15 protein-coding genes and 1 pseudogene are annotated in these 22,413 nt (G+C 72.1%); 5 read left to right on the top strand and 11 right to left on the bottom strand.

Going from position 1 to position 22,413, the window contains the following annotated elements; all coding sequences use genetic code 11:
* Nucleotides 1–7: 7 nt before the first annotated feature.
* The 6 genes from QHF83_RS47110 to QHF83_RS47085 form a co-directional block, all read right to left on the bottom strand.
* On the bottom strand, nucleotides 8–1,171 hold the full coding sequence (locus tag QHF83_RS47110; protein WP_282424702.1) for an ATP-binding protein: 1,164 nt from the start codon (nucleotides 1,169–1,171) through the stop codon (nucleotides 8–10).
* Nucleotides 1,172–1,240: 69 nt separating this feature from the next.
* The gene (locus QHF83_RS47105; RefSeq protein ID WP_282424701.1) at nucleotides 1,241–3,016 is read right to left on the bottom strand and encodes a carboxypeptidase-like regulatory domain-containing protein; all 1,776 of its coding nucleotides are present in this window, start codon (nucleotides 3,014–3,016) and stop codon (nucleotides 1,241–1,243) included.
* Between the two features lie 2 nt (nucleotides 3,017–3,018).
* Nucleotides 3,019–3,594: a hypothetical protein gene (locus QHF83_RS47100; protein WP_282424700.1), complete on the bottom strand. Its 576-nt coding sequence runs from the start codon at nucleotides 3,592–3,594 to the stop codon at nucleotides 3,019–3,021.
* 261 nt (nucleotides 3,595–3,855) lie between these two features.
* On the bottom strand, nucleotides 3,856–10,566 hold the full coding sequence (locus tag QHF83_RS47095; RefSeq protein WP_282424699.1) for a hypothetical protein: 6,711 nt from the start codon (nucleotides 10,564–10,566) through the stop codon (nucleotides 3,856–3,858).
* Nucleotides 10,567–10,612: 46 nt separating this feature from the next.
* On the bottom strand, nucleotides 10,613–12,472 hold the full coding sequence (sppA, locus tag QHF83_RS47090) for a signal peptide peptidase SppA (protein ID WP_282424698.1): 1,860 nt from the start codon (nucleotides 12,470–12,472) through the stop codon (nucleotides 10,613–10,615).
* Nucleotides 12,472–14,904, bottom strand: coding sequence for a zinc-ribbon domain-containing protein (locus tag QHF83_RS47085; RefSeq protein ID WP_282424697.1), 2,433 nt, complete (start codon nucleotides 14,902–14,904; stop codon nucleotides 12,472–12,474). Before QHF83_RS47085 ends, sppA begins: the two co-directional genes overlap by 1 nt.
* A 365-nt stretch (nucleotides 14,905–15,269) precedes the next feature.
* On the opposite strand from QHF83_RS47085, the gene QHF83_RS47080 reads away from it, so the two are divergent.
* The 3 genes from QHF83_RS47080 to QHF83_RS47070 all read left to right on the top strand — a co-directional run bounded on the left by QHF83_RS47080 (nucleotide 15,270) and on the right by QHF83_RS47070 (nucleotide 17,635).
* Complete coding sequence (locus QHF83_RS47080; RefSeq protein ID WP_282424696.1) at nucleotides 15,270–16,400, top strand: hypothetical protein; 1,131 nt, start codon at nucleotides 15,270–15,272, stop codon at nucleotides 16,398–16,400.
* Between the two features lie 236 nt (nucleotides 16,401–16,636).
* Nucleotides 16,637–16,945 carry a YtxH domain-containing protein gene (locus tag QHF83_RS47075; RefSeq protein ID WP_282424695.1) on the top strand — a complete coding sequence of 103 codons (309 nt, stop codon included), beginning with the start codon at nucleotides 16,637–16,639 and terminating at the stop codon, nucleotides 16,943–16,945.
* Between the two features lie 180 nt (nucleotides 16,946–17,125).
* Nucleotides 17,126–17,635 carry a hypothetical protein gene (locus QHF83_RS47070; RefSeq protein ID WP_282424694.1) on the top strand — a complete coding sequence of 170 codons (510 nt, stop codon included), beginning with the start codon at nucleotides 17,126–17,128 and terminating at the stop codon, nucleotides 17,633–17,635.
* 57 nt (nucleotides 17,636–17,692) lie between these two features.
* Here the strand turns inward: QHF83_RS47070 and QHF83_RS47065 are convergent, their stop codons facing one another.
* The 4 genes from QHF83_RS47065 to QHF83_RS47050 all read right to left on the bottom strand — a co-directional run bounded on the left by QHF83_RS47065 (nucleotide 17,693) and on the right by QHF83_RS47050 (nucleotide 20,199).
* Complete coding sequence (locus QHF83_RS47065) at nucleotides 17,693–18,004, bottom strand: hypothetical protein (protein WP_272421363.1); 312 nt, start codon at nucleotides 18,002–18,004, stop codon at nucleotides 17,693–17,695.
* A gap of 14 nt (nucleotides 18,005–18,018) precedes the next feature.
* A complete protein-coding gene (locus QHF83_RS47060; protein ID WP_272421362.1) occupies nucleotides 18,019–18,219 on the bottom strand; it encodes a hypothetical protein in 201 nt (66 codons plus the stop codon).
* A gap of 68 nt (nucleotides 18,220–18,287) precedes the next feature.
* Nucleotides 18,288–19,121 (bottom strand): HAMP domain-containing sensor histidine kinase, encoded by an 834-nt coding sequence (locus QHF83_RS47055; RefSeq protein ID WP_282424693.1) that lies wholly within the window; start codon nucleotides 19,119–19,121, stop codon nucleotides 18,288–18,290.
* Complete coding sequence (locus tag QHF83_RS47050; protein ID WP_282424692.1) at nucleotides 19,099–20,199, bottom strand: ATP-binding protein; 1,101 nt, start codon at nucleotides 20,197–20,199, stop codon at nucleotides 19,099–19,101. The genes QHF83_RS47055 and QHF83_RS47050 overlap by 23 nt, the downstream gene beginning before the upstream one ends.
* A gap of 59 nt (nucleotides 20,200–20,258) precedes the next feature.
* Between QHF83_RS47050 and QHF83_RS47045 the strand changes: the two genes are divergently transcribed.
* The gene (locus QHF83_RS47045; RefSeq protein ID WP_282424691.1) at nucleotides 20,259–20,732 is read left to right on the top strand and encodes a response regulator; all 474 of its coding nucleotides are present in this window, start codon (nucleotides 20,259–20,261) and stop codon (nucleotides 20,730–20,732) included.
* Nucleotides 20,733–20,769: 37 nt separating this feature from the next.
* Here the strand turns inward: QHF83_RS47045 and QHF83_RS47040 are convergent, their stop codons facing one another.
* Nucleotides 20,770–21,900, bottom strand: coding sequence for a hypothetical protein (locus QHF83_RS47040; RefSeq protein WP_282424690.1), 1,131 nt, complete (start codon nucleotides 21,898–21,900; stop codon nucleotides 20,770–20,772).
* Between the two features lie 229 nt (nucleotides 21,901–22,129).
* Here QHF83_RS47040 and QHF83_RS47035 point away from each other — a divergent pair.
* Nucleotides 22,130–22,413, top strand: a pseudogene (locus QHF83_RS47035) (hypothetical protein); the annotation flags it as partial.

The following is a 22,413-nucleotide window of genomic DNA, read 5'->3' as shown; positions in this document are numbered from 1 at the left end:
ACACCCATCAGGTCGTAAGCGCCACGACGATCTCGCCGATCTCGAAGGGCTTGCGCACGGCCTTGACCTCGAACGAGGCAGGCAAACCCGAGAGGTCTCGCACGTTGCCCGAGATGAGGACGATCCGCACGGATGGGTTCGTCTCGCGAATCTCCACGAGCGCGCCGTGCACGTCCGCGCCGAACGGCGAGAGGTCGCAGAGCGCCGCGTCGAGGGGGCCCGTCTGGAGCGCTCCTCCAAGCTCGGCGCGCGTGCGCGCATGCACGATGGTCGCGCCGCGCGCCGAGAGCGCCGCCTCGAGCAGGTCGAAGACGGCGTCGTCGTCCTCGACGATGAGGATGCGTTTGCCCGCGAGGACCATCGCAGGCTTGCGAGCCGAGTGCGGCGGCGCCGGCGGCGAGGAGGGGCGCCGAGGCCAGCGAAGCTCGAAGCGCGCAGAAGGCTCGGCCCGCACGAGCAAGAGCGATCCGCCCGACTCGCGCGCGAGCGCCGCCGCATAACGAAGGCCGATGCCCGCGCCGCCCGCGCGCGTGGTGACGCCCGCGTCGAGCAAGTTCGCGCGGCGCTCGACGGGCACGCCGGGGCCTTCGTCGGTCACGCCGAAGACGACGTCGTCGAGCCCGTCGAGCTTCGCGTCGAGGAGCACGGCGCCACGCGCAGGCGAGACGGCGACGGCGTTGAGCAGGAGGTTCGTGAGGATCTGCAAGATGACGGAGGTGCCCGGCAGATGCGCCGCTTCGAGCGCAGGGTCGAGCGAGGTGCGGAGCTCGACGCCGCCACGCTTGGCCTCGGGCTCGCAGCCCTTCGCAGCCTCGGCGAGGATCGACGCGACGGAGGCAGGGACGTCGTCGGGGACGTCGGCGCCGATCGCGCGCCTGACGATCTGCCTCGCGTGGCGCGCGCGTGACGCCGCGATGGCGAGCGCGTCCTCGACGGTGGGGAGAGAGTCGATCTCGCCGCGCGCGCGGTCGATCCATCCGAGCACGACGGTGAGCGCGTTCGAGACCTCGTGGAGGACGCCCGCGAGGTCCCGATCGGTCGGGCGGCGCAACGTTGGCTCGACGTCGATCCGCGCGCTCTCTTTGTCGGCCAAGGGCCCGCGGCTCACGTCCTCGGAAGACCCTCGTCCGCGCGCCGCCTCGTCCCTACCACCGGTGTCGGACTCCGCCACGCCTCCAGCCTATCCCGGACCGAGGCGAGCGTGTACCCCCGGGACGCAGACGCGTGGAAGCACGCGGGCCTACCTCGATAGCGAGAGGGACGGAGCGAGGGGCAACTGGTAGCGACCGCTGAAATCCGTGGCGCCCTCCGCAATCTGAATCACCACGGTCTCCTCGGTGCCCGATGCCTTGACGGGCATCCACGCGCGAAGGGTCGCGTTCGGCACGATCTGTCCGAGGGGATCACGGACCTCGCCGCGAAGCACGACGGGATACGGGAGGACGAGCGTGTCGAACGCGACGGCCTGGCCGACCAAGACCCTCGCCTGCGGGCTCGCGATCCACGGATAGAGCGAGCCGGGCGGCGGGACGACGAGCAGATCGGCGAGGCCAGGATCGGCGAGCAAGGAGAACTCGCCCGCGAAGCCGAGCGGCGTTGACATCGGCTGCGAGGCCGGCGCGTCGGCGAGGAGGCTGCGCGAGAGGTACGGGCGCGCGGGCGTTCGCGAAGGAAAAACGGAGGCCGAGCCCATGGAGAGGGGGGTGCCGTTCGGCAGGACGACCTCGCCGGAGACGACGGATTTGTCCTGGACCGTAAAACCCTTGCCACAGACGCAGTCGCCGTCGGCGGGGACCTCGAAGCCGTCCTCGGTGGTGACGGCCTTCGTGAGGTCGAAGGTGGGGTGCGTGGTGACGCGGTACTTCCCGGGTGGGAGGAGCGCGGTGAAAATGCCCTCGTTGTCGGTGTCGACGACGGCGCTGTAGATGGCGCTGTTCGAAGCGTTGCCGGAGAGCTCGAGGCTGCGGAAGGAGACGGTCGCGACGACGGGGGCGTCGTGGGCGTCGACGACGTACGAGGTGACCTTGCGGCCGACGGCGTCGAGGTCGATGAGGGTGAGGTCGGCCTGGATGTTCTTGTTGTCGGGGTTGAGCGGGCTGAGCGAGGCGACCTGCCAGAAGAACTTCGGCGCGTCGGGATCGTCGGGCGGCGGCCGGAGGCGGAGGATGGGCGAGCTCTCCTGGCCGAAGTCCCAGTAGTACTCGAGGTTGTATTTCGTGAAGAGCGCGAGGGGCGGGTCGACGGTGAGGACCTGCGTGCGCGAGACGGGGATGCCGTGCTTGGGCTCGACGACCTCGATGGACCAGCCGTTCAAGTCCTTGCCTTCGGGGAAGGCGATGCTGCCGGAGATGACGCGCGGCGCCTCGGAGAGGTGGAGGTCGATCTGGCCGCCCTGGTTGAGGTCGATGCCGCGGTAGTACATGGGCGGCGGCGGAGGCGCGGGGCAGTTCGCGGGCGCGCGCGGGACGACGTGCACGTCGTAGATGCCAGGCGGGATCTCGACGGAGTAGGCGTCCGTGCTGCCCTCCTGGATGACGGCCTTGGCCTCGTGATCGGGCAGGCCCGCGTGCTGGGCGTCGCGGAAGAAGGTGAAGTCCGCTTCGAGTTTGCCCTCGGGCGAGAGGGGGCAGCCCTTGTAGTCGTAGTCGACGTAGAGCTCGATCGGCGAGACGACGACGTGCGAGAGCTGGATGTCGTGCTCGACGACGAGGCCCGCGCTCGACTGGTCGACGAAGCCCTCGCCGCCGAACGGGACGAGGTACGGCGTGTTCGCGCCGGAGTTCGCCTCGGCCGTGGGGCGCACTTCGAGGATGAGGCCGGGGAGATCGGCCTTGGTGCCGACGCAGGTCTGGAAGCCGTCGACGCTGGCGCAGACGCCGCCGCCTTCGCAGTCCTCGTCGGAGGAGCAAGCGTTCACGGCCTCGTCGGCGAATCCTCCGAGCGCGAAGCATCCGGAGAGGGTGGGCACGGCCGCTAGCATGAAGAGAGCAGAAGTCAAGGAGAACGCGCGTTTCAAGGTCAACCTCCCGTGGTCCCGGCGTCGTTCAGGTCGCTCGTCACCACCGTGGGATCGAGCGGGCAGCTAACTTCGGCGGTTGGACAATTCTCCAGGACCGGCGGACAGTCGCCGACGTCGCATTGCCGGAAATGCCAGGTGATCTGGCTCGAATCCCGGAGGTCTTTGGGACAACCGGTCCTGGTATCGAATTCATGCGTGACGACGAGCGTCAGGCGATGGCAGCCGGGCTGAAGCGCAACCACGCCCACCTTGTAAAGAACCCCCACGAGCGGGCGTGGCCCGTCCGCCAGCGTCGCCGCCGGTAGCTCCGGGAAATTCGGCAAGATATTCCGGAAGGGCTGTTCCAAGGGGTTCTCGAATCCGTAATCAATGTAAAGAGCGGCCTTGACGGATTCCCCGGCGTCCTCGGAGGCCACCGACGCGGCAATCGGAAATTCGGGCAAGCCGAGGTCGCCGCCCACGAGCAGGATGGAGCGCGGATCGGGGTCGAGGCCCGAGGCGACGAGGATCGGCGGTGTCTGCTGCGGCTCGTACGTGACGGGCTCCGCAGTGACCAGGCAACCCGGAGCGAGCACGGCGAGCCCAACAGCCTGAAGCGATCTTCGGGCCAGCGCGCCGAGGCCCAGGAAATGGCCTTCAAACGAAGACGGACGGCGCGGCCCCCCTGACAGCGCTGTCAGGTCCTGGAATGCCTCCGGCACGGGCCTTCGAGGCGCGCTGCGAGGGTCGAGCCGACGCGCAGGCGAGAGGGCGGGCGAGAGCGGACGAGCGACGAGCAAGGGCACCTCCTTCTGGGGCGTGGCACGGCGCAGCAGCCGCCGCACGAGCCCCCTACATCAAGTGCCACGGAAGCGGCTCGGCGGTCCGTTCTTGTTCCCTTCGGTGGAAGGCGCCGCGCGGAAGCGGGCCTCGGCATACTCGCTACGCGTGGCGAGTCGAACGAGATCGGCGAGGGCGGGGTGCGCCGCGCAAGCCCGCGCGAGGCCGCCCTCGGCCGTGAGGGGCATGTCGAGCTCGAGCCTGAGCTCGGCGACGACGAGGCGCAGCGCCGTGGGGAGGTCGCCGCTCGCGAAGAGGCCGGCGCGGCGGGCGGCGCGGCGGGCGCTCTCGATGGCGGCCTCGTAGGTGATGCCGTCGGGCTGGGCGAAGATCTCGCGGAGGCGACGGTCCCCACGGGGCGGGACGATTTGCCAGAGATCCTGGCCGAGGCGCGCGACGCCGGGGTCGGTGCCGCCAGTGGGGCCGACGGGGCCGAAGGCGGCGCGGAGGGCCTCGATGAGGGTGCGCAGGTGCTCCTCGGGGAGGCGGACGAGGACGTGCTCGGGCATGGCGCCGGCGATGGAGGCGCCGAGGAGGTAACGAAGCTCGGGGGTCTCCTCGCGAATCTCGCCGGCGAGGACGACGGCAGGCGGCGCGAGGAGGGCGACCTGGACGTTGAGGGCGGCCTGGTTCGGAGCGCCGGCGGGGGCGCGGCGGTGGAAGAGGGGGGTGCGCGCGGCGCCGAAGACACGCGTGACCGAGCCCCAGACGTCGCCGAGGACGGTGGGGGCGCCGGGCTGGACGCGGAGGGCGCCGGTGAGGCCGTAATGGCTCGGCTCGCGGCGGTAACGGCCGGTCTCCCAGGTGATGGCGAGGGCCTCGTTGATGGGGCTTTCGACGTTGCGGAAGAGGAGCGCGAGGACGAGCTCGGGGGCCGAGGCGAGGGCCGAAAGCGGTGGCGGCGCGACGGCACGGCCAGCCGGATCGAAGCCGGCGAGGACGTGGTCGACGGCGCGGGCATAGGCGCCGTTGCGGTCGAGCAGGGCGGCCTCGTGGAGCTTCTGGAGCGTGGCGCGATCGCCGGGGCGCAAAGAGGCCTGGTGCTTGCGCACGACGAGGAGGTCGCGCGAGCGGGCCTCGGCGCTCGGGCCATAGAGCTCGACGAGGCGCTCGCCCGCGTCGTACGAGCCGGCCATGAGCTGCTCGAAGAGCGCGGTCTCGCGTGCAGGTCCGCCGCCCGGCGCGGGCGTCGGCGGCGCGGTGCGGGCGCGCGGCTGCGCAGGCGGCGGGGGCTCCTCGACGATCGGCGCAGGGAGCGGCTTCTCGGCCGGAGGCGGCGGAGGACGGAGGCCCGTCGGCATGGAGCGGATGGCGCTCGCTGCGAGGGGGATGGGGATGTCGTCGTCGTCGTCCGCGGCGTCGTCGAAGGCGTTCTCGAACGCCTGGTCGAGGTCGAACACGAGGCTCTGGCCGTCGTCGCCGAGGGGCGCGGCGGCCGGAGGCGGAGGCGGAGGCGGAGGCTCGGAGGGCTCGACGATGAGGCGGGGCCTGCGCGCATGCGCGAGCTCCTCGGCGATCTGCGCGGCGAGGTTGCGATCGGGGGCCGCGAGGGGGAAGGCGTCGGCGTAGAGGCGAATGGCCTCGTCGGGATCGGTGGCGACGACGAGGCGGCCGAGCTGGTAGAGGAAGCGGGCGCGATCGAGGCCGGCGCTCTGGCGAATGAGGTCGAAGAGGGCCGCGCGCGCAGCTTCGGGTTCGCCGTACCCCGCGACGAACTCGAGCTTCTTGCGCATCGCGATCGGGCGGGTGTCAGGCTCGACGGCGGCCGTATCGAGCAGGCGCGAGGCGGTCTCGAGCTGGCCCGCGGCGAGGGCGGCGTCGGCCGCGGCGAGGGCGACACGGCCGCGGCTGCGGAGGCCGCGGAGGTCGCCGCTCAAGGCGCGCTCGAAGAGGGGCAAGGCGGCGTCGAAGTTCTTGTTGCGCACGAGGCGCTCGGCCATGCCGAGGGCGATGAGCGGCGCGGGGCCGAACGCGGCGTGCCGGCGCGAGAGCTCGCGCATGCCGGCGCCGCCGCCCTGGATGACGTCGAGCTCCTCGGCGAGGAGGAACGCCTGGAGCTCCATCTGCTCCGGCGTGAGGTGCTCGCCGATGCGCATGAGCTCGTCGATGGCGTGCTGCGCTTCGCGAGGCGTGCCGCCGCCGCGCGCGCGGTACTCGAGGCGGCGGGCTTCGAGGACGGCATCGGCCGAGTGCGGAGCGAGGCGGACGGCGCGGCGGACGCGGTCGAGAGCAGTAGCCTCGTCGCCGGTCGAGGAGGAGGCGCGGGCCGCCTCGACGAGGTAACTCGCGCGTTTGTCCGCGGGCTCGCGAGAGGCGGTGGCGAGCTGATCGAGGGCCTCGGAGAGGGTGCGGGCGTCGCCCTGGTGACGAGCGATGGCGACGCGCAGCTCGATGACGGCGTCACGCGCGGCGATGGGCGCGATGCTCTCCAGGATGTTGCGCGCGGCCTGGGCGTTGCCGCCGGCGAGCCAGTCGTTCGCGGCGCGGATGCCGTACTCGGCGCGCTCGTCGGTCTTCGCGGAGAGCTCGCCGAGGCGCTGCCAGAGGGGCGCGGCCCGGAGCGGCGATCCGAGGCGCTCGCGGATGTCGGCGAGGAAGCGGAGCGCGCTCGGATCGTCCGGCGTCTCCGCGAGGAGCGCGTCGAGCTCGGCGCAGGCGTCCTCGAGGCGGCCGAGGCGCTGCTCGAGGACGGCGGCGCGGCGCAAGCGGAGCGTGCGGCGGAGATCGGGCGCCTGCGCGGCGGCGATGCGCTTGCCGAGGATCTCGGCGACGGCGGCGTGATCGCCCTGCGAGGCCGCGTGCGCTTCGAGGCCTTCGAGGGCCTCCTCGTTGTCGGGTGCGAGCTCGCTCGCGGCCTTGAGGTGGGCGACGCCGGCCTTGTGATCACCGAGCGCTTCGAGGAGCGCCGCGAGCTCACGCAGGATGGAGGCGCGCGTGACGGCGTCCTCGGTGCGCTGGAGCTGGAGGTTCAGGAGCGCGACCTGCGCGGGGCGATCGCCGGTGCGGCGCGCGAGGCGCAGCGTGGTCGCGAGCAGCTCGTCGGTCGGCTCGCTGTCCTGCAGGATGCGCTTCAGGACGTCGAGCGCGGCCGCGTCCTCGCCGCGGCCCGCGAGCATGGTCGAGAGGTCGACCGCGATGCGCACGCGGGACATCGGCCCGAGGTCCTGCCGCGCGAGCTCGGAGGCGAGCACGGCCTCGGCCTCGCTGGCGCGCTCGGACAGGACGAAGAGCCGGCGCATGCTCGAGAGCGCGGCCTCGCGTTGCTCGGGCGTGATGCTCGGCGTGCGCAGGGCGCGCTCGAGGGTCTCGATGGACTCGGCGAAGTTGCCCTCGCGCTCCCTGCGCTCGGCGACGTGCAAGAGGGCCGCGAGGCGAACGTCGGGAGGGACCGCGGCGTCGAGGTCACGCGCGAGCACCGCATCGCCCGAGGCGAACACGGCCGCGTCGGCGTCGCTCACGAGCAGCTCGTCCTCCGGGGCGCGGCGCGCCGCCTGCACGAGGAGCGTGCCCGTGACGAGCGGATCGCCGACCGCATGCGCGAGCTTCCCGCCGAGGCGGAGGAGCGCGACGCCCACGCTCGCGTAAGGCTTGGCGACGGCTTGCAGCAGCGATTCGAGGAAGGCACGTGTCGCCGCTGCGTCGCCCGCCGCGGCCACGGGCGCGAGCTCGACGAGCGTGTCGTACTCGTCGATGTCGCCGTCCGCGGCCACAGCGCGCTCGAGAAGCGAGAGCCCGAGCGCGTGCGCGTCGAGCGCGCTGAACGCGACCTTGGCGAGGGCCACGGCCACGCGCGCGCCGTCGGGCCCGTCGGTGCGCTTCAGCGCGGCGAGGGCCGTGCTCTCGAAGCGGGCGACGAGCGGCCCGACGTGGCTCACGGAGGTGACGAGCTTGCGCAGCGTCTCGCCGATCTCCTCGACGGTCCCGAGGTCCGGCCGCGCCGAGAGGGCGCGCAGGAGCAGGTCGAAGCGCATGCGGCTGCCCTCGCCCGCGGCCTTCGCGAGCAAGGCGGCGCGCTTGAGCCACGCGGCCCGCGCGCCTCCCTCGGCCGCCTCGGCGACGCGCTCGATCGCGCGGATCGCCTCGGTGGGGTTGCCGCCGCGCTCCGCGAGGCGCGCCATCAAGACGTACGACGTGCCCTCGGAGGGGACGGCCTCGAAGCACGCGACGGCGTGGCGCAGCGCCGCTTCGATGGCGCCTCGCCGTTCGAGCTGACGCGCGCCGCGATAGTGCGCCGCGCGCCTTCCGTAACAACCGAGCGCGGCCGCGGCGAGCACGTCGTACGTGCGATCGAGAACGTCGATCCCGCCTTCCACGGCGGACGAGCGCTCGACGACCGCCACCGCCTCGGCGCGCGACGGATCGATCTGGATCGCGCTCGCGCCGATCTCGAGCGCGCGCTTCGGCAGCCCGTTCGCGACGGCCAGGTTGGCCGCCTCGATGAGCAGGCTCGCGCGCCTGCGCGGCTCGTTCGCGAGCGTCTCCGAGCGCCGCACGATCGCGTCGAGCGCGGCCGCGGGGCCCGCGAAGCTCACGAGGTCCCGCGCGTACCGCTCCATCCCGCCGCGCGGCGCAGCCACCGCGGCTCGCCAGAACGCGTCCTCCGCGCCTGCCGGATCCTGCGCGAGATCCCAGCGCACGGCCCCGAGATCCCGCAGCCCGCTCGACAGGTTCTCGAGGGCCGACTGCTCCGGCCCATCCACGAGATCCCCGAGCGCGCGCACCCGCGCCTCGACGAACGAGACGAGCCCATCCGAGCCGAGCGACGCGCCGCTCTGCTGCATCTTGTCGTCGAGCGCGTCGAGGTGCTCGTGCAGGTGCCGCGACTCCGCGCCCTTCTCCGCGGCGCGCGCGAGCTCCGCCGCCGCCCCGTCCCAGTCCTCCGCCGCCGCGCGCCGCTGCGCCAGATCGAAGAGCCGCTCGATGGTGCGCTCGTTCTTCGTGTCGGCCGACACGAGCCGTTCGAGCAGCACCACGCCGAGCGCCGCGTCCCCCGCGCGATCACTCATCGCGAGCAGCCGACCTCGGAGCCCCGGCACGCGCGGCCCGTACATGTCGAGCGCGCGTCTCCCGACGTCGATCGCCCGCGGCGCGTCGAGCTCGAAGAGCAGCGACAGCGCGTCGCCGAAGAGGCTCGCCATGTCGTCGAGGGGCCGCGGCTGCGCGAGCACCCACCCGAGCGCGTCCTCCAGCCGATCCGGATCGTACGCCTGCGACGCGAGCCGCACGAGCTCGCGCATCGCCTCCGGGCAACCCGGGCGGAGCGCGAGCCATCGCTGCGTCCACGTCACGGCGAGCGCCATCTCCCCGACCGTCTCGAACGACTTCGCGAGCCCCTCGCAGAGCGACGAGCGGATCAGCATCGTCGACGCGCCGCCCTCGACCGCCATCGCCGCGTCGAGATCGGGAAGCGCGATCGTCGCCCTCGCCAGCGCCGAGAGGGCCCGCGCCGACGTGGGGTCCGTGAGGCACGCGTCCTCGGCCGTCCTCCGCGCGAGCGACGCGTGCCCGAGCCCGAGGTAGCCCTCTGCGGCCACCGCGAGCAGACTCGCGCTGATCTCTCCGCTCGTCTCGGCCGCGATCTGCACGAGCGCGTCGGCGCGCTCGCGCTCCTTCGACGCGCCGAGCGTCGCCTGGAGCAGCGCCGCCGCCGCGACCTCCGTGCCCTTCGCGCGCGCGGCGATCGACGCGATGCTGCCGCCCTTCTGCCGGAGCTCGCGCCGCACCGAGGCGATCCCGTCGAGCGACGCGAGCGCGACGGCGCGATCCGCGAGGAGCCCGAGATCACTCTCGACCTCGGCCACGATCCCCGCGTCGAGCACGGCAGCGATCGCGCGCGCCGCGTTCCCCTCGTCGAGGGCCCGCGACACGCGGCGCAGGTGCACCTGGCGCGCGCGGTACCGGTTCGTCTGGAAGGCGGCGAGCGCGTGATCACGCAGCGCCTCGTCGGCCGCTCCCGCCGCGCCTCGCGCGGCGAGCGCGTCGACCATCGTGTTCGCCGCCATCTCGTCTTCGGGCGCGATCTCGAACGCGCGCAGCCGATCTTCGAGCGCGCTGTCCGCGTCCTCGAGCGCCTCGTGCCGCGCCGCCGCCGTCAAATACCCCGCCGCCGCGTCCGCCTTCGGGATCGCTTCGTGCGCCCAGGCCGCGATCGTGCCGATGAGCTCGAGCGGCATGGGCTGGCTCGAATCGAGCGCCGCCGCCTCCTTCAGCGCCGCCGCCGCGCCCTTCGGATCGGCGCCTCGCGCGAGCAGCACCGCGATCTTCAAGAGCGTCTGCGCCGACGAAGCGGGCCGCGCCGGATGCACCGACGCGCGCAGCACCTCCGCTGCCGCGACCGGCTCGCCGAGACCCGCGAGCCACTCGGCGAGCTCCGAACGCAGCGCATCGTCCTCGCCGAGCTCGAGCGCGCGCCGCGCCGTGTTCACGGCCGTATCGAGCTCCGTCTCGCGCGACGCGAGCAGCTGCGCCAGCGCCTTCGCGGCCTCGCGCTCGCCCGCCGCGTCGCCGGCGTCGCGACAACGCGCGACCGCGCCGCGCAGGAAGGCAAACTCGGCGCGCGGCCCGTGATGCCGCAGGATCGGCTCTTCCGTGCGGTTTGCCTCCAGCACGAGCGAACCTGCCGAGGTGGGCGCCGGCCGATCGGCGAGCTCGGGCGGCGGCATGGTGGCTCGCCGCGCGACCGGCGCGGCGTCTTCATCCGTCGCGGAGAAATGGGCCGATGAGCTCATGGAAGGGCGCGGCCAGGCTATCAGAGGCCGCGGACGAGCGGTGAGCTCAACGCACGATCAGGCCGAACGGCATGGCCGCAAGCGTTCGCTCGCCCGAGAGAAGGGGCGCCATCGACCCCAGATACCGGGCGACCTCGGGCAGAAGCGCGCCCACCTCGGGCAAGAGAGCGTCCACGGCGGCCTGCCGCGCCGCCTTCGCCGCCGCGCTCTCCTGCGCCGCGCCCGCCTCACCGTTCTCCGACGCTTCCAGGAGATCCAGGAGCCCCCCACCCTCGCCCACCACCTCGGCCGGCGCATCGTCCGGCAGATGCGCGAGCTTTCGCGCGAGCGTCACCGCGTCCACGAGCCCGCCGAGCTCGTCGACGAGGCCCCTCTCCTTGGCCTCGACGCCGCCGAAAATCCGGCCCTCGGCGCTCTCGGCCACCTTCTCGACCGCCATCCCGCGCCCTTCCGAGATGCGCCGGACGAACAGATCGTAGATCGACTGCATCGACCCGAGCACCTTCTGCCGCGTCGGATCGTCCCACCCCTGGAACAGCGACATGTACGTCGCGCGCTTCGCCTTCACCGGATCGGGCGCGGCCGCGATCGTCTCGGTCGTCACGCCGATCTCTTCGAGCGTCTTGCCCACGGCGAGCTTGCCCGACACGACGCCGATCGACCCGAGGATGCTCGTTGGCTCCGCGACGATCTTCGTCCCTGCGCAGGCCAGGTAGTACCCGCCGCTCGCGGCCATGCCTCCGACCGACACGACGAGCGGTTTGTCCCCGCGCAGCTTCATCAGCCGCTTCCACAGGAGATCCGACGCGAGCGCCGATCCGCCGGGCGAGTCGATCCGCAGCACCACCGCCTTCGTCGACTCGTCCTTCTCCAGCCGCGCGATCGTCTTGCCGAGATCACGCTCGTTGATCCCATCGCTCCCGCCGAGCGGCGACGACGGCGCGCCACCCATCGAGATCGCCCCGGTCGCGGGCACGATCGCCACGTGCGGCTCTCCGCCCGAGCCCGGCCCTGCGAGCACGCGGATCACGTCGATGATCCCGCCCGACACCGGCTCCGGCGACGCGCCTCCGCCGAACCGTACGCTCACGCGCTCCGCGCCCGCGAGCTTCTTCGCCTCCTCGCGCGCCTCGTCCGCGTAGCCGACCTCGTCGACGAGCCCCTTCGCCTTCGCCTCGTCCGGCGGGAACGGCCCATCCTCCACGACGTCCGCGAGCTCGGGTTTGCCCCGCCCCTCCGCGATCGCCGACAGCCATGACGCTCGCAGCCCGCGCAGCGCGCCCTCGACCGACTGCCTCGCCTCGGGGCTCGCGCTGTCGCGCGTGAACGGCTCCTGCGCCCCCTTGTATTTCCCGACCTGGAGGAAGTTCACCTCGACGTGGAGCTTCTCCAGCAGGCGATGGCCGAACACGAGCTCCGCCGCGATGCCCACCGACTCCACGCCCCCGGCCGGGCTCACCCAGACCCGATCGCAGCCCATGGACGCGAGCAAGAGCGTCGCGTTGCCGAGATCGTCGGCGTGACAAACCACGGGCCTCTTCGCCTTGCGGATCGACGCGAGCAGGCGCCCGACCTCGTTCGCGCGCGCGAGCCCGAGCCCTGCGGTCCCGAGCTTCACGAAAAACCCCTTCGTCGTCTCGCGCTCGTTCGCCGCGCCGATCACCTGCACGAGCTCTGCGTGCGTGCGCCCGCGCGGCGAGCCGAAGAGCCCGCCCTGCGACGACTCGGGCGCCCCGCGCGACAGATCGATCTCGACCACCGCCGGCCCCGTGAGCGCCGGCGAAACACGCGCGTTCGTCGTGCTCCGCGGCCTCCCCTCGCAGCCAGCGCCCGCGATCGCGAGCGCCGCTCCGAGCGTCACGCCGATCGCCCCCAGACGCACCCTTCGGTCCCGCCGCTTTTTCATCAGGGCTCCCAGGAATCCGCGAACTTGGCGAGCCGCTCCTTCGCGCGCTTCGTGTGCGGGTTCGCGTCGCCGCCCTTCTCGATGATCTTCCGATAGAGCGTGCTCGCCGTCATGCGCTCGCCGTTCTCCCACCGGAGATCCGCGAGCGCCGCGACCGCGTCGAGCAGCGTGCCGTCCGCGGCCACCGCCTGCTCGTAGAACCGGATCGCCGCGGCCCGGTCGCGCTTCTTCTGCGCGAGATCCCCCTGCGCCTTCAGCACCTTCGCGTCCTTCGGCGTCTTCTCCGCGAGCTCCTTCAAGAGCGGCTCGGCCTTGTCGAGCTCGCCCTTCTCGATCGCCTCGGTCACGGTCTTCAGCGCGTCGTCCCCCGCCCCCACCTTGAGGCTCGCGGCCTCGTTCTCCGGCTTCTTCGCGCCCTCGGCGCTCGCCACGAACGAGCGGAGCGACGCCACGAGCGGATGCGGCCTCGGCATCGCCGCGAGCCGCTCGAGCTCGGCCTTCGCGCCGGCCACATCGCCCGACCGCGCGAGCGCATAGATCAACATCGACCGCGCGCGCCCGAGGTTCTGCTCGTCCCGCGCCGCGGCCTTCAGCCGCTCGATCACCGTCGCCCACACCGGCGCGGCCTCGGCCAGATCGAGCGTCGCGAACAGCAGCTCGTCGCTCGCCTGCGGGGTCGACTTCGGCAGCGTCGCGACGAGCTTCCGCGCTCCGTCGACATCTCCCGCGATGCGAAGCGCGTCGATCCGACAGCGCGTCACGTCCGCGTCGGCCGCCGCGATCGACTGCGCCCGCTCCGCCGCTTGCTTCGCGCGCCCCACCACGAGATCGAGCTCACGCCGCGCGTTCGCCAGATCCGGATCCGACGCGGGCAAGAGCCGCACCTTGAGCCACGCCACGTCCGCGCGCACGGCCGCGAGGCGCGCGAGCCGCACCGTCACGCGCAGATCCGCGTCCGCGATCGCGCTCGCCTTCACGTACGACTCGTTCGCCGCGTCGAGATCGCCATCCCGCAGGTCACGATCTCCTTGCTCGAGCAACGTCCCGAGCCGCGCGTCGCCTTGCGTCGGCGCCGCTGCTCCGCTCCCCTTCGGCAGGTACTCGCGCCCGACCATCACCGCGCCGAGCGCGCCCGCGCCGAGCAGCAAGACACCCACGATCCAGCGCCCCGCATGCGGGCGGCGCGGCGGCACGCCCGACACCGAGAGCACGTCGTCGTTGTGGAGGAGCGCCGACGACGGCGGCAGCGACGTGGGCCCGCTCGACGGCGTCTTCGCCGACGGCGTCTTCGAGGAGATCGGCTTCGCGGGACCGACCTTCGGCGGCGCGGGCGTGGCCGACCCGGACTTCGCCGCCGTGATCTGCGGCGGACGATCCATCATCAGCGTCGGCCCATCGCTCGTCGGCGGCCGCTCCATCATGAGCGTCGGATCCTCGCCGCTCGAAGGCCCCGCGTCCTGCACGGCCGGCGGCTCCGGCGTCGCCTTTTTCGGCGGCGGCGGCGCCTCCGGCGGCGGGAACATCGGCGCGGACGCCGCGGTTTTTCGCGGCGGCGGCGGCGCCTCCGGCGGCGGAAACATCGGCGCGGACGCCGCGGTTTTTCGCGGCAACGGCGGCCCTTCCGCGGGCGGCGACGGGAACATCGGCGACGAACCCGCTTGCTTGCGTGGCGGCGGCGGAGGCGGCGGCAGCGCGCTGATCCGCTCCACGGTCCCTCCGCGCTCGTCCGACCCCGAACCCGAAGGCGCGCGCATCGGCGGCGGCGAACCGAAGCCACCGTTGCTCCGCGTCGAGACCGGCGCCTCGACCACATCCATCGTGTTCAGCTCTTCGAGCCCGCCCGGCACGCGCGGCGGTGTGAGCGCCGGCATCTCCGAGCCCTTGTCCGCCCCGGCCGCCGCGGGCGGGCGCACCGACCCACGCCGCGACGCCGCCGCGGGCTGAGGCGCGGGCGCGGCCGCCTGGGCCTGCTGCTGGCGCCCGGGCAACGCGAACACGACCGATCCTTCTTGCCGCGGCGGCTGCGCCGTCCCGCCGCCGAGGCCTGCGGGCGTCCTCGTCCGTGTCCGGGCGGCCGGCGGCGGCGGCGTCGTCCCGGTGCCGGGCACGGTCATGCCGATGCGGTTGAAGAACGGATCGAGCTCGGCGATCGAACCGAGCCTGCGCGGCCGGCTGCTCCCGCGGGAGAGCACGTCTTCGCGGGTCACCTTCCCGTCGTGGATCGCGCCTTGGAGCTCGCGCAGGGCGGAGAACTCGATCTCGCGCCCGTCGACGGTGCGAACGACCCACGTGTCGGGGACGGTCCCCACGGATGCGCGACGCACCTTGAACTGGTGCCCGCATGTCGTGCACTTGACGGAGGTGCCGCGCTCGGAGACGAGGGCGTCGTCGAAGTCGTACACCGTGCCGCAGCGCTCGCAGGTGACTTCCATGGGGAACTTGGCAGCTTTCCTCTTTGTGCACCGGGACGCAACGGCCGCACGGACCGGCGCCGCGGCGCATCAGGCTCCCTACTTCTACCGCGCTTGACCCGTCCTGCTCCACTCTTCGACGTGCGCGGCCCGTGGATCCTACGCGCCCGGCCCGGCGGATCCTGGATGCCACAGCCGATCGTGAACGCCCTTTCACGATCCGCCCCACGCGGCGCGCCCGTTCTCCCTTCCCGAAGCTAAAAACCGCCGCGATCGCGCGGCCTTGTGCAGGGCATGCGGGTTGCTAGGCTCCCCCTGTTGCCCTGGCCTTCGTCACGGCTCGGGCGCGCTCTTCGCTCCGTGGTTGGTGCTTTTCGGGAGACGGTATGAAGCGACTTTCTCTGCTGGGCTTCATCGGCATGATGGCGACGTTCCTCGCAGGCTGTCCCATCTACGACGACGACGGCGAGTGGAACGAAGGCCCCTGCACCTCCGGGGATTGCTCGAATGGAGGCTGCAGGGACTCGCGTGACTGCGGCCTGAACGAGACGTGCGGCAACGACAACCAGTGCCACCCGGGCGACTGCACGGTCTGGGGCTGCTCCGAAGGTTTTACGTGCGTGGTCACGGGCACGGACGCGAGCTGCCAGCCCGGCACGGGTGGCACGGGTGGCACGGGTGGCACAGGCGGGACCGGCGGCACGGGCGGGACCGGCGGCACCGGAGGCACCGGCGGCGGCTCGGTCACCTGGTGCGGCAACCCCGACGACTGCCCCATGGGTGAGACCTGCGCGCCCGACGGCACCTGCCAGCCGGGCACCTGCGACACCGTCGGCTGCATCTACGGCTACGCCTGCGAGGCCTCGCAGTGCGTCCCGCAGAACCCCGCGGCGTGCGGCACGGACGCCGACTGCAGCGCGCTCGGCGCGGGCTACGCGTGCGTGAGCGGTGTCTGCACCGCGCCCGCGGATCAGTGCACGGACCAGACCCAGTGCCCGGCGAACAACAAGTGCGTCGACGGCAAATGCACCCCGGCGTGCAGCGACGACGCCGACTGCGACGGCGGCTACACCTGCGACCCGGTCCTCGGCGTCTGCACCGTGCCCGCCGAGCCCTGCACCATCACGAACGACTGCGGCTCGGCCGATCAGGTCTGCGTCGACGGCGCGTGCGTCCCGCGCAGCGACATGGGCACCTGCCCGCCCGGCCACGTGTGGGTCGAGAACGGCTGCATCCCGAACCAGACGGCCGCCTTCTACTGCAACCAGGATGGCGTGCAGGACGCCTGCGCCGCAGGCTCCATCTGCCTGCACCACGCCTGCTACATCTCGTGCGCCCCGCCGAACGACAACGCCTGCAACAACCTGCCGTCGTTCGACGTCTGCAAGCCCGTCTCGACGATGTCCGGCGAGCACCAGGTCTGCGGCTCGAACAGTAACCTCGGAAACGAGTGCGATCCCACGGCCGGGCTCGCCTGCGCGTCGGGCAAGATCTGCATCGACGGCTTCTGCAAGTAGCTCCCGCGTTCTCGCTTCGTCCCCTCGCGCGGCGCCGCGGACATCCTCGCGGCGCCGTGTGCGCTCCCCCTGCCCGCTCCCGTCGTGGCATGCGCGCTGCCTGGCGCCTCCCACGCGGATTCGATCGGGCCTTCACGTGGTTCGTTGTCCGCGCGGAGCTCCGGGTCGCCACAGCGGCCTCGCGCTCCGCGCTCCCACGTGAGGCTTCGATCCATCCCCGACGGAGAGCCTGCACGATGAAGAACTACGGTTTCATCCAGCGTTTGTCGGATTCGTTCCCTTACGAGCGCAAGACCTCGGGGAGCTGGCTCCTGCCTGCTTCGCTCGGGGTCGGCATCGGCGTGGCCCTCGGCGTGGGCATCGGCCTACTCTACGCGCCGCGCTCGGGCGAAGAGACCCGGGAGCGGCTCCGCCAGGGCGCCGACCGGGTCAAGGATCGCGCGCGCTTCGCCGCCGGACGCGTCCGGGGCGAGCTCGAGTCGGCCGCCAGCCAGGTCCGCGAGCGCTCGTTCGCCACCTCGAACGAGGTGGGCCAGAACCGCTAGCGCCGAGGCGCGCGCCCGCGTTCGTGGCGCGCTCCACACACCTCGACGTGCGAACCGTGTACGCGCTGCGTGCACGGTTTGCACGCTTCGAGGCTTTGCGGCTCCCGCGCGGTTCGTCCGCGCAGGAGGCCTGGCAACGACGACCGCGCGCCGCGTCCCTCACGCGGCCGAAGATCCATCATGAAACACGAGATCCTCATCGCTTTCTTCTTCGAACGCGCGCACGCGGAAGGCGCGCTCGCCGAGCTCGCCTCGCTCGGCGTCCTGCCCGGCGACGTCAGCGTCATCCCCAAGCACGTCGGCCATCGAGGCGACCTCGGCCTCCACCTCGGCAGCAAGGCCTCGGAGGGCGCCGCGATCGGCGCTGCGATGGGCGGGCTGCTCGGCGCGATCGTGGGCGCGCTCGGCGCCGCGGGCTCGCTCGTCGTGCCCGCGACCGGCTCCGTCCTCGCGGGCCCCGTCGTCGCGGCGGCGGCGGGCGCCGGTGTCATCGGCGCGCTCGGCGTGGCTGTGGGTGGGATCCTGGGAGCGCGTCACCCGGAGTTCGAGGCGCGCCTGCTCGATGATGCCGTCGGCATGGGCGGCTCGCTCGTCGCGGTCCGCGCCTCGCCTGCGGCGGCCGGCGCCGTCGAGCGCCTCCTCGAGGCGCGCGGCGCGAGCTTCGTGCGGCGGCAGGAGACCGAGCCCTGAGCTCGGCCCGAGGGGGGAACGCCTCGCGTCCCCCACTCTTGCTCGCCGTTCGGGCGCTCAGCGCGCCCCAGCGCTTCCGATCCGCTCCGCGAGCCCGTGCTCGAGCCCGGAGAGCGTCTCCTCCACGGTCGCGCGGAAATAACGCCGCGCCGCGAACAGCGCCGCCGCGCCGACCAGCCGCGGGGTCAGGCCGCCGCCGAGCAGAAAGCCCACCGCGACCGCGCCTGCGAGCGCCGCGTGCGGGTTCGCCCGGGCCACGTTGCTCACCATCGTGAGCACCTCGTTCGGATCGACGCCCCCGAGCGCCGCGAGCGGACCCTTGTCCGCCCCTTGTTCCGTCGTGCCGCTCTGCTGTCTCTCGCCAACCATGAACCCCTCCGTTCTCATCCCTGACGCGTCATCACGCGGCCGAGCACGTACCCGAACGCGAGCGCCACTCCGAGCGCGACGAGCGGCCGCTCCTCGACGAAGGCGACCAGCTTGTCGTCGGCACGTTTCACCTGACGAACCATCCGCGCGGCCCCGGTCCCGTGACCGTTGAGGTGCGCGCCGCCCATTTCCGACTTGTGAGGATCTTCGTGCATCGCCACGCGCTCTCAGCAACGGCCGCGCCACGCGGCCTGAGCACGGCACGCACGGTCGAGGCGCGTGATCACGATTCGAGCGGGATGCACAGCCGACAGATCGTCCCCTGCCCCTCCACGCTCTCGACCGACAAACGGCCTCGGCAGAGCGTCGCGAGGTGGTGTGCCAGGTACAGACCTACACCCAGCCCGCGGTACAGGTAGCTCGGCGCGTTGGAACCCCGATAGAACTTCGTGAACACCTGGCCGAGCTCGCGCGCCGGGATGCCGATCCCCCGGTCCTCCACGACCACCATCGCGGTCGCCTGGTCCTCGGAGATCACCCGCACCGAGATCGGCGCCTCGGGCGGCGAGTACTTCACCGCGTTCTCCACGAGCGACACCACGATCTGCTCCACCCGCTCCGGATCACACCGCACGCGCACCGGCGAAGCGGGCTCGTGCAGCGAAAACGTCCGGGACTCCAGCATCAGCTTCGCCTCGCCCACCGCCCGCCGCACCGGCTCTCGGAGGTCGAACGAGAGCGCCGCCACGCGCAGCGATCCGTCCTCGATGCGGGGCAGATCCACGAGCAGCGCGTCGATCAAGCGACCCAGCCTGCGCGCTTGCCGCATCGTCCGCGGGAACGTGTCGGGCGGCACGCTCGTGCCTCGCTCGAGCGCCCGCGCGATCGTCGTGAGCGAGAGTTCCAGCGGCAAAAGCGGGTTCTTGAGCTGGTGCGCGACGAGCGCGAAGAACGTCCCGAGCTCGAGCCGCGCCTCCTCCGCGGCGGCCTCGCGCGCCGCGCGCTCCTGCGCGAGCCGCTCGTTTTCCCGGCGGAGGCGCTCGTTCTCCTCCTGGGCCCCGGCGAGCCTCGCGGCGAGCGCCTCGTAGCTCGGCTCAATGCGGCGGGCGGCTTTCATCGTGGTTCCCCCGATGGGTCGCCGCCACGCTTGGGCCCTCCGGCCAGTGCCTCGGCAGCACCAGCGAGAAGGCGCTCCCTCGCCCCACCTCGCTCGCGACCGTCAAGCTCCCGTGCAGCCGCTTCGCGAGCCCTTGCGCGAGAAAAAGACCCACACCGAGCCCGCTCGCCGAGCTCGGCACGTTCGAGCCGCGGTAGAACTTGCCGAACACGCTGGCCTGCTCCGCCGCGGGGATCCCGATCCCCTGATCGATCACGCGCACCCTGACGCGCGACTCCGTCCCTTCGACCTCCACCGTCACCACGCGCTGCCGCCCCGAGTACTTCATCGCGTTGTCGATGAGGCTGATCAGGATCTGATGCACCCGATCCGGATCGGACACCACGGGCACTCCGTCGCCGGGTCCGTGGTACTCGATCCGCTGCGTCGGCGCGGCCAGGCGGAAGTCCTCCACGACGTCGCGCGTGAAGACCGCGAGATCGAAGGCCGACACGTGCACCTCCAGCGTCCCTCGCTCGATCGCCGCGGCGTCGCTCAGGATCGCGTCCACGAGCCGCCCGAGCCGGAGCGTTTGCCGGAGCGCGCGCGCCATCGTCCCATCGGGCGGCGCCTTGCCGAGCGCGAGCGCGCGCTCGATCGTCCGGAGCGAGTTCAGCACGGGCTGGATCGGCGCGCGGAGCTGATGCGCGGCCATCGACAAGAACGACTCGCGCTCGGCGGTGAGCAGCTTCGTCGTGACCGAACGATCACTCGCCGACAGGTCGCGCACGAACGCGGTCGCGAACGTGCGGCTCCCGGGCGGAACGAGCGACACCTCGAGCGGCACGTTCGTCCCGTCCTTTCGACGCCCGATGGCGCGCTCCGGCCAGGCCGTCGCCTCGTCCCATCGATGCCCATCCCCTCCGCCCAGCGCCACGAGCTCGGGGAACGATTCACCGACGAGCTCTCCGGGCGAGCGCCCGAGGAGACGCTCCGCCGCGGGATTGGCGTACACGATCCGCCCACGTTCGTCCGCGCAGACCACCCCATCGGGGGCCCGCGCGATCACTTCCGCCCAATCGATCGTCGTCTCCTGCACGGTTACCACCTTGCGTTCGTCGACGTGGGCTTCATTAGGGACGGAGGGGTTCACTGCCAGTGGGGGGCACGAAATTGGGAAAGCGCTCGCGACCGACCGTTCTGATCGTCGATGACGACGACGAGATTCGTTATTCGATGCGCAACCTCCTGGTCGTATCGGACTACGACGTCTTGATCGCCGCCGACGGCGTCGAGGCCCTCAAGCTGCTCGAGCGGCATCACGTGGACGCGCTCGTCATCGATTTGATGATGCCGCGCCTCGACGGCGTGGGCGTCATTCGAGCCTTGCTCGGAAAACCCCCCGAGGAGCGGCCGAGCGTGATCATCGTCGTCTCGGCGCACGTCGAGCTCCGCCGGCGCATCATGGGCCTCGACGTCCGCCGCGTCTTCCCCAAGCCCTTCGACGCGCTCGCCCTGGTGAACGAGCTCTCGACGGCATTCAGCCCCCGCGACGTCGAGCCGGCCAAGGACAACCCCCGCGAGCCGACCCTCGTCGCCGTCCCTCGCGGACACGAAGGGCGCCCGGTTTGACCCGGACGCCCTCGATTTCCCCGACACTCCGATTCGCTCAGCCGACCTCGTCCGCCGCGCCGATTCGCTTTCGAATCGTGTCCTCGATCATTTCCCGGACAACCTGCCAGAGCGCGTCCTGGTTCGGGCAGGCCGCGAGCGGCCCGAGCGGGATCTGGAATCCGCCTTTGCCGCGCCGCCCGCCGCCGTAGGGCATCCCGAGCGGGCCGATGCCGAACGCGTCACGCAGCCACGTCGCCGGATCCAGCGACGCGTCCGTCGTCCGGAGCGACCCGTCGATCCACCCTTCGACCAGGCCGAACGTGATCGCCGTCTTGATCCCCTCGCGCCGGAGGAGGAAGTCGGCTGCTTGCCCGATCGCGTCTCGGTCTTGCGAGCGCACCTGCCCCACGCCCGCGAACACCCACGTCCCCTCCACCTGCATCGCCTCCAGCGCCCGCCGCATGATCCGCATCGAGCTCGACGGGATCGCGTACCGCGACAGCGCGCTCAGCACGTCCGTGTCCACGAGCTCGATGATGCTCGCGAGCGCCCGCAGGTCGTCGGCGCTCGCGTGGAGCAGATCGTCCGTGTCGCTCCGGATCCCGTACGCCAGGGCGGTCGCGAGCCTCGTCGCGATCGCCCCGCTTTCCAGGACCCGCGTCGGCGCCTCGATCACGTACTCTGTGTAGATCGTGCTCGCCGCGCCCACGCCGAGCCGGATGTCCACGAAATCCGCGATGGGTTTTCCCTGAATGGCGTGGTGATCCACGATGGACACGCAGGGCAGACCTGCGCTCCTCGGCAGCTCGATCGAGTTCGCGTCGACCAGGCTCAGCGCGCTGTACCGGTCGAGGTCTTCTGGCGCGGTCACGCGAACGAGTGGCAGATCGAGCAAGTTCACCATCGCCCGATTTTCCGCTCGGCTCACGAGCGGCAGATGGGCGATGTCGCACTCGATTCCCACGCTCGCGGCGAGCCTTTGATGGGCCCATGCGCTCGCCAGGCTGTCGGGGTCCGGATATCCCCGGATGACCACGACGTGCCTTCCTTCGTGCTTTCGCAGCGCTTCGAGGAGCTGGCCGACGCGGCTCTCGGCTCCGTCCACGCGCCGCGGCCCGCGCAGATCGGGAAGGTGTGGGCTGCTGCTACGGTCGGGTTCGATCCGCAACGCTTCTTGATGGTTCACCGTCTTGCCCCGGAGGTGCGGGCCTGATGCCGCACCGTCCGCCACCCACGAAAGCAAGCTACGCGCCCATCCCGCAGCCGGGCCATCCCGTAAGAACGGAAATGAGCGTTTGCCCGAACCGCTTCAGAGCTTGAACATGGCCATGGCCGTTTCGCCGGGACGAACGGTCACGCTCTTCGACTTCGCAGCGCCGCTCGAGGGTTTGCACGTCACCGAGTAGGTGCCGGCCTTGAGCGACAAACGGATCGACGACGACTTGCCCTTCGAGGACCCGTTCACGGTGAACGAGCACGGCCCCCCGACGGCCACGGCGACGAGCGTCCCGTTCGCCGCGGCGGGAGCGGGCGCGGGCGTCGCGGGCGACTTGCTCGGCTCGGACGCGCCTGCGCCTGCTTTCGGCGCGGCTTCGTCCCCGCCCGAGGGCGGCGGCGTGGCGGCCGCGACGGCGGACGCGGAGGACGCCGGCGGCTCGACGGGCGCGGCTGCGGAGGCGCTCTCGGCGGGAGCGGGCGC

Origin of the sequence: Polyangium sp. 15x6, assembly GCF_029960785.1 — a bacterium.
GTDB lineage: Bacteria > Myxococcota_A > Polyangia > Polyangiales > Polyangiaceae > Polyangium.
Note: the sequence above shows the minus strand (reverse complement) of the source record. Positions and strands in the feature narration are given on the sequence as shown.

Coding starts and splice junctions, on each gene's coding strand:
- QHF83_RS47060 (WP_272421362.1), bottom strand. CDS start 18,219: ATGCACGAAGATCCTCACAAGTCGGAAATGGGCGGCGCGCACCTCAAC.
- QHF83_RS47070 (WP_282424694.1), top strand. CDS start 17,126: ATGAAACACGAGATCCTCATCGCTTTCTTCTTCGAACGCGCGCACGCG.
- QHF83_RS47065 (WP_272421363.1), bottom strand. CDS start 18,004: ATGGTTGGCGAGAGACAGCAGAGCGGCACGACGGAACAAGGGGCGGAC.
- QHF83_RS47055 (WP_282424693.1), bottom strand. CDS start 19,121: ATGAAAGCCGCCCGCCGCATTGAGCCGAGCTACGAGGCGCTCGCCGCG.
- QHF83_RS47085 (WP_282424697.1), bottom strand. CDS start 14,904: ATGGAAGTCACCTGCGAGCGCTGCGGCACGGTGTACGACTTCGACGAC.
- QHF83_RS47080 (WP_282424696.1), top strand. CDS start 15,270: ATGAAGCGACTTTCTCTGCTGGGCTTCATCGGCATGATGGCGACGTTC.
- sppA (WP_282424698.1), bottom strand. CDS start 12,472: ATGAAAAAGCGGCGGGACCGAAGGGTGCGTCTGGGGGCGATCGGCGTG.
- QHF83_RS47095 (WP_282424699.1), bottom strand. CDS start 10,566: ATGAGCTCATCGGCCCATTTCTCCGCGACGGATGAAGACGCCGCGCCG.
- QHF83_RS47075 (WP_282424695.1), top strand. CDS start 16,637: ATGAAGAACTACGGTTTCATCCAGCGTTTGTCGGATTCGTTCCCTTAC.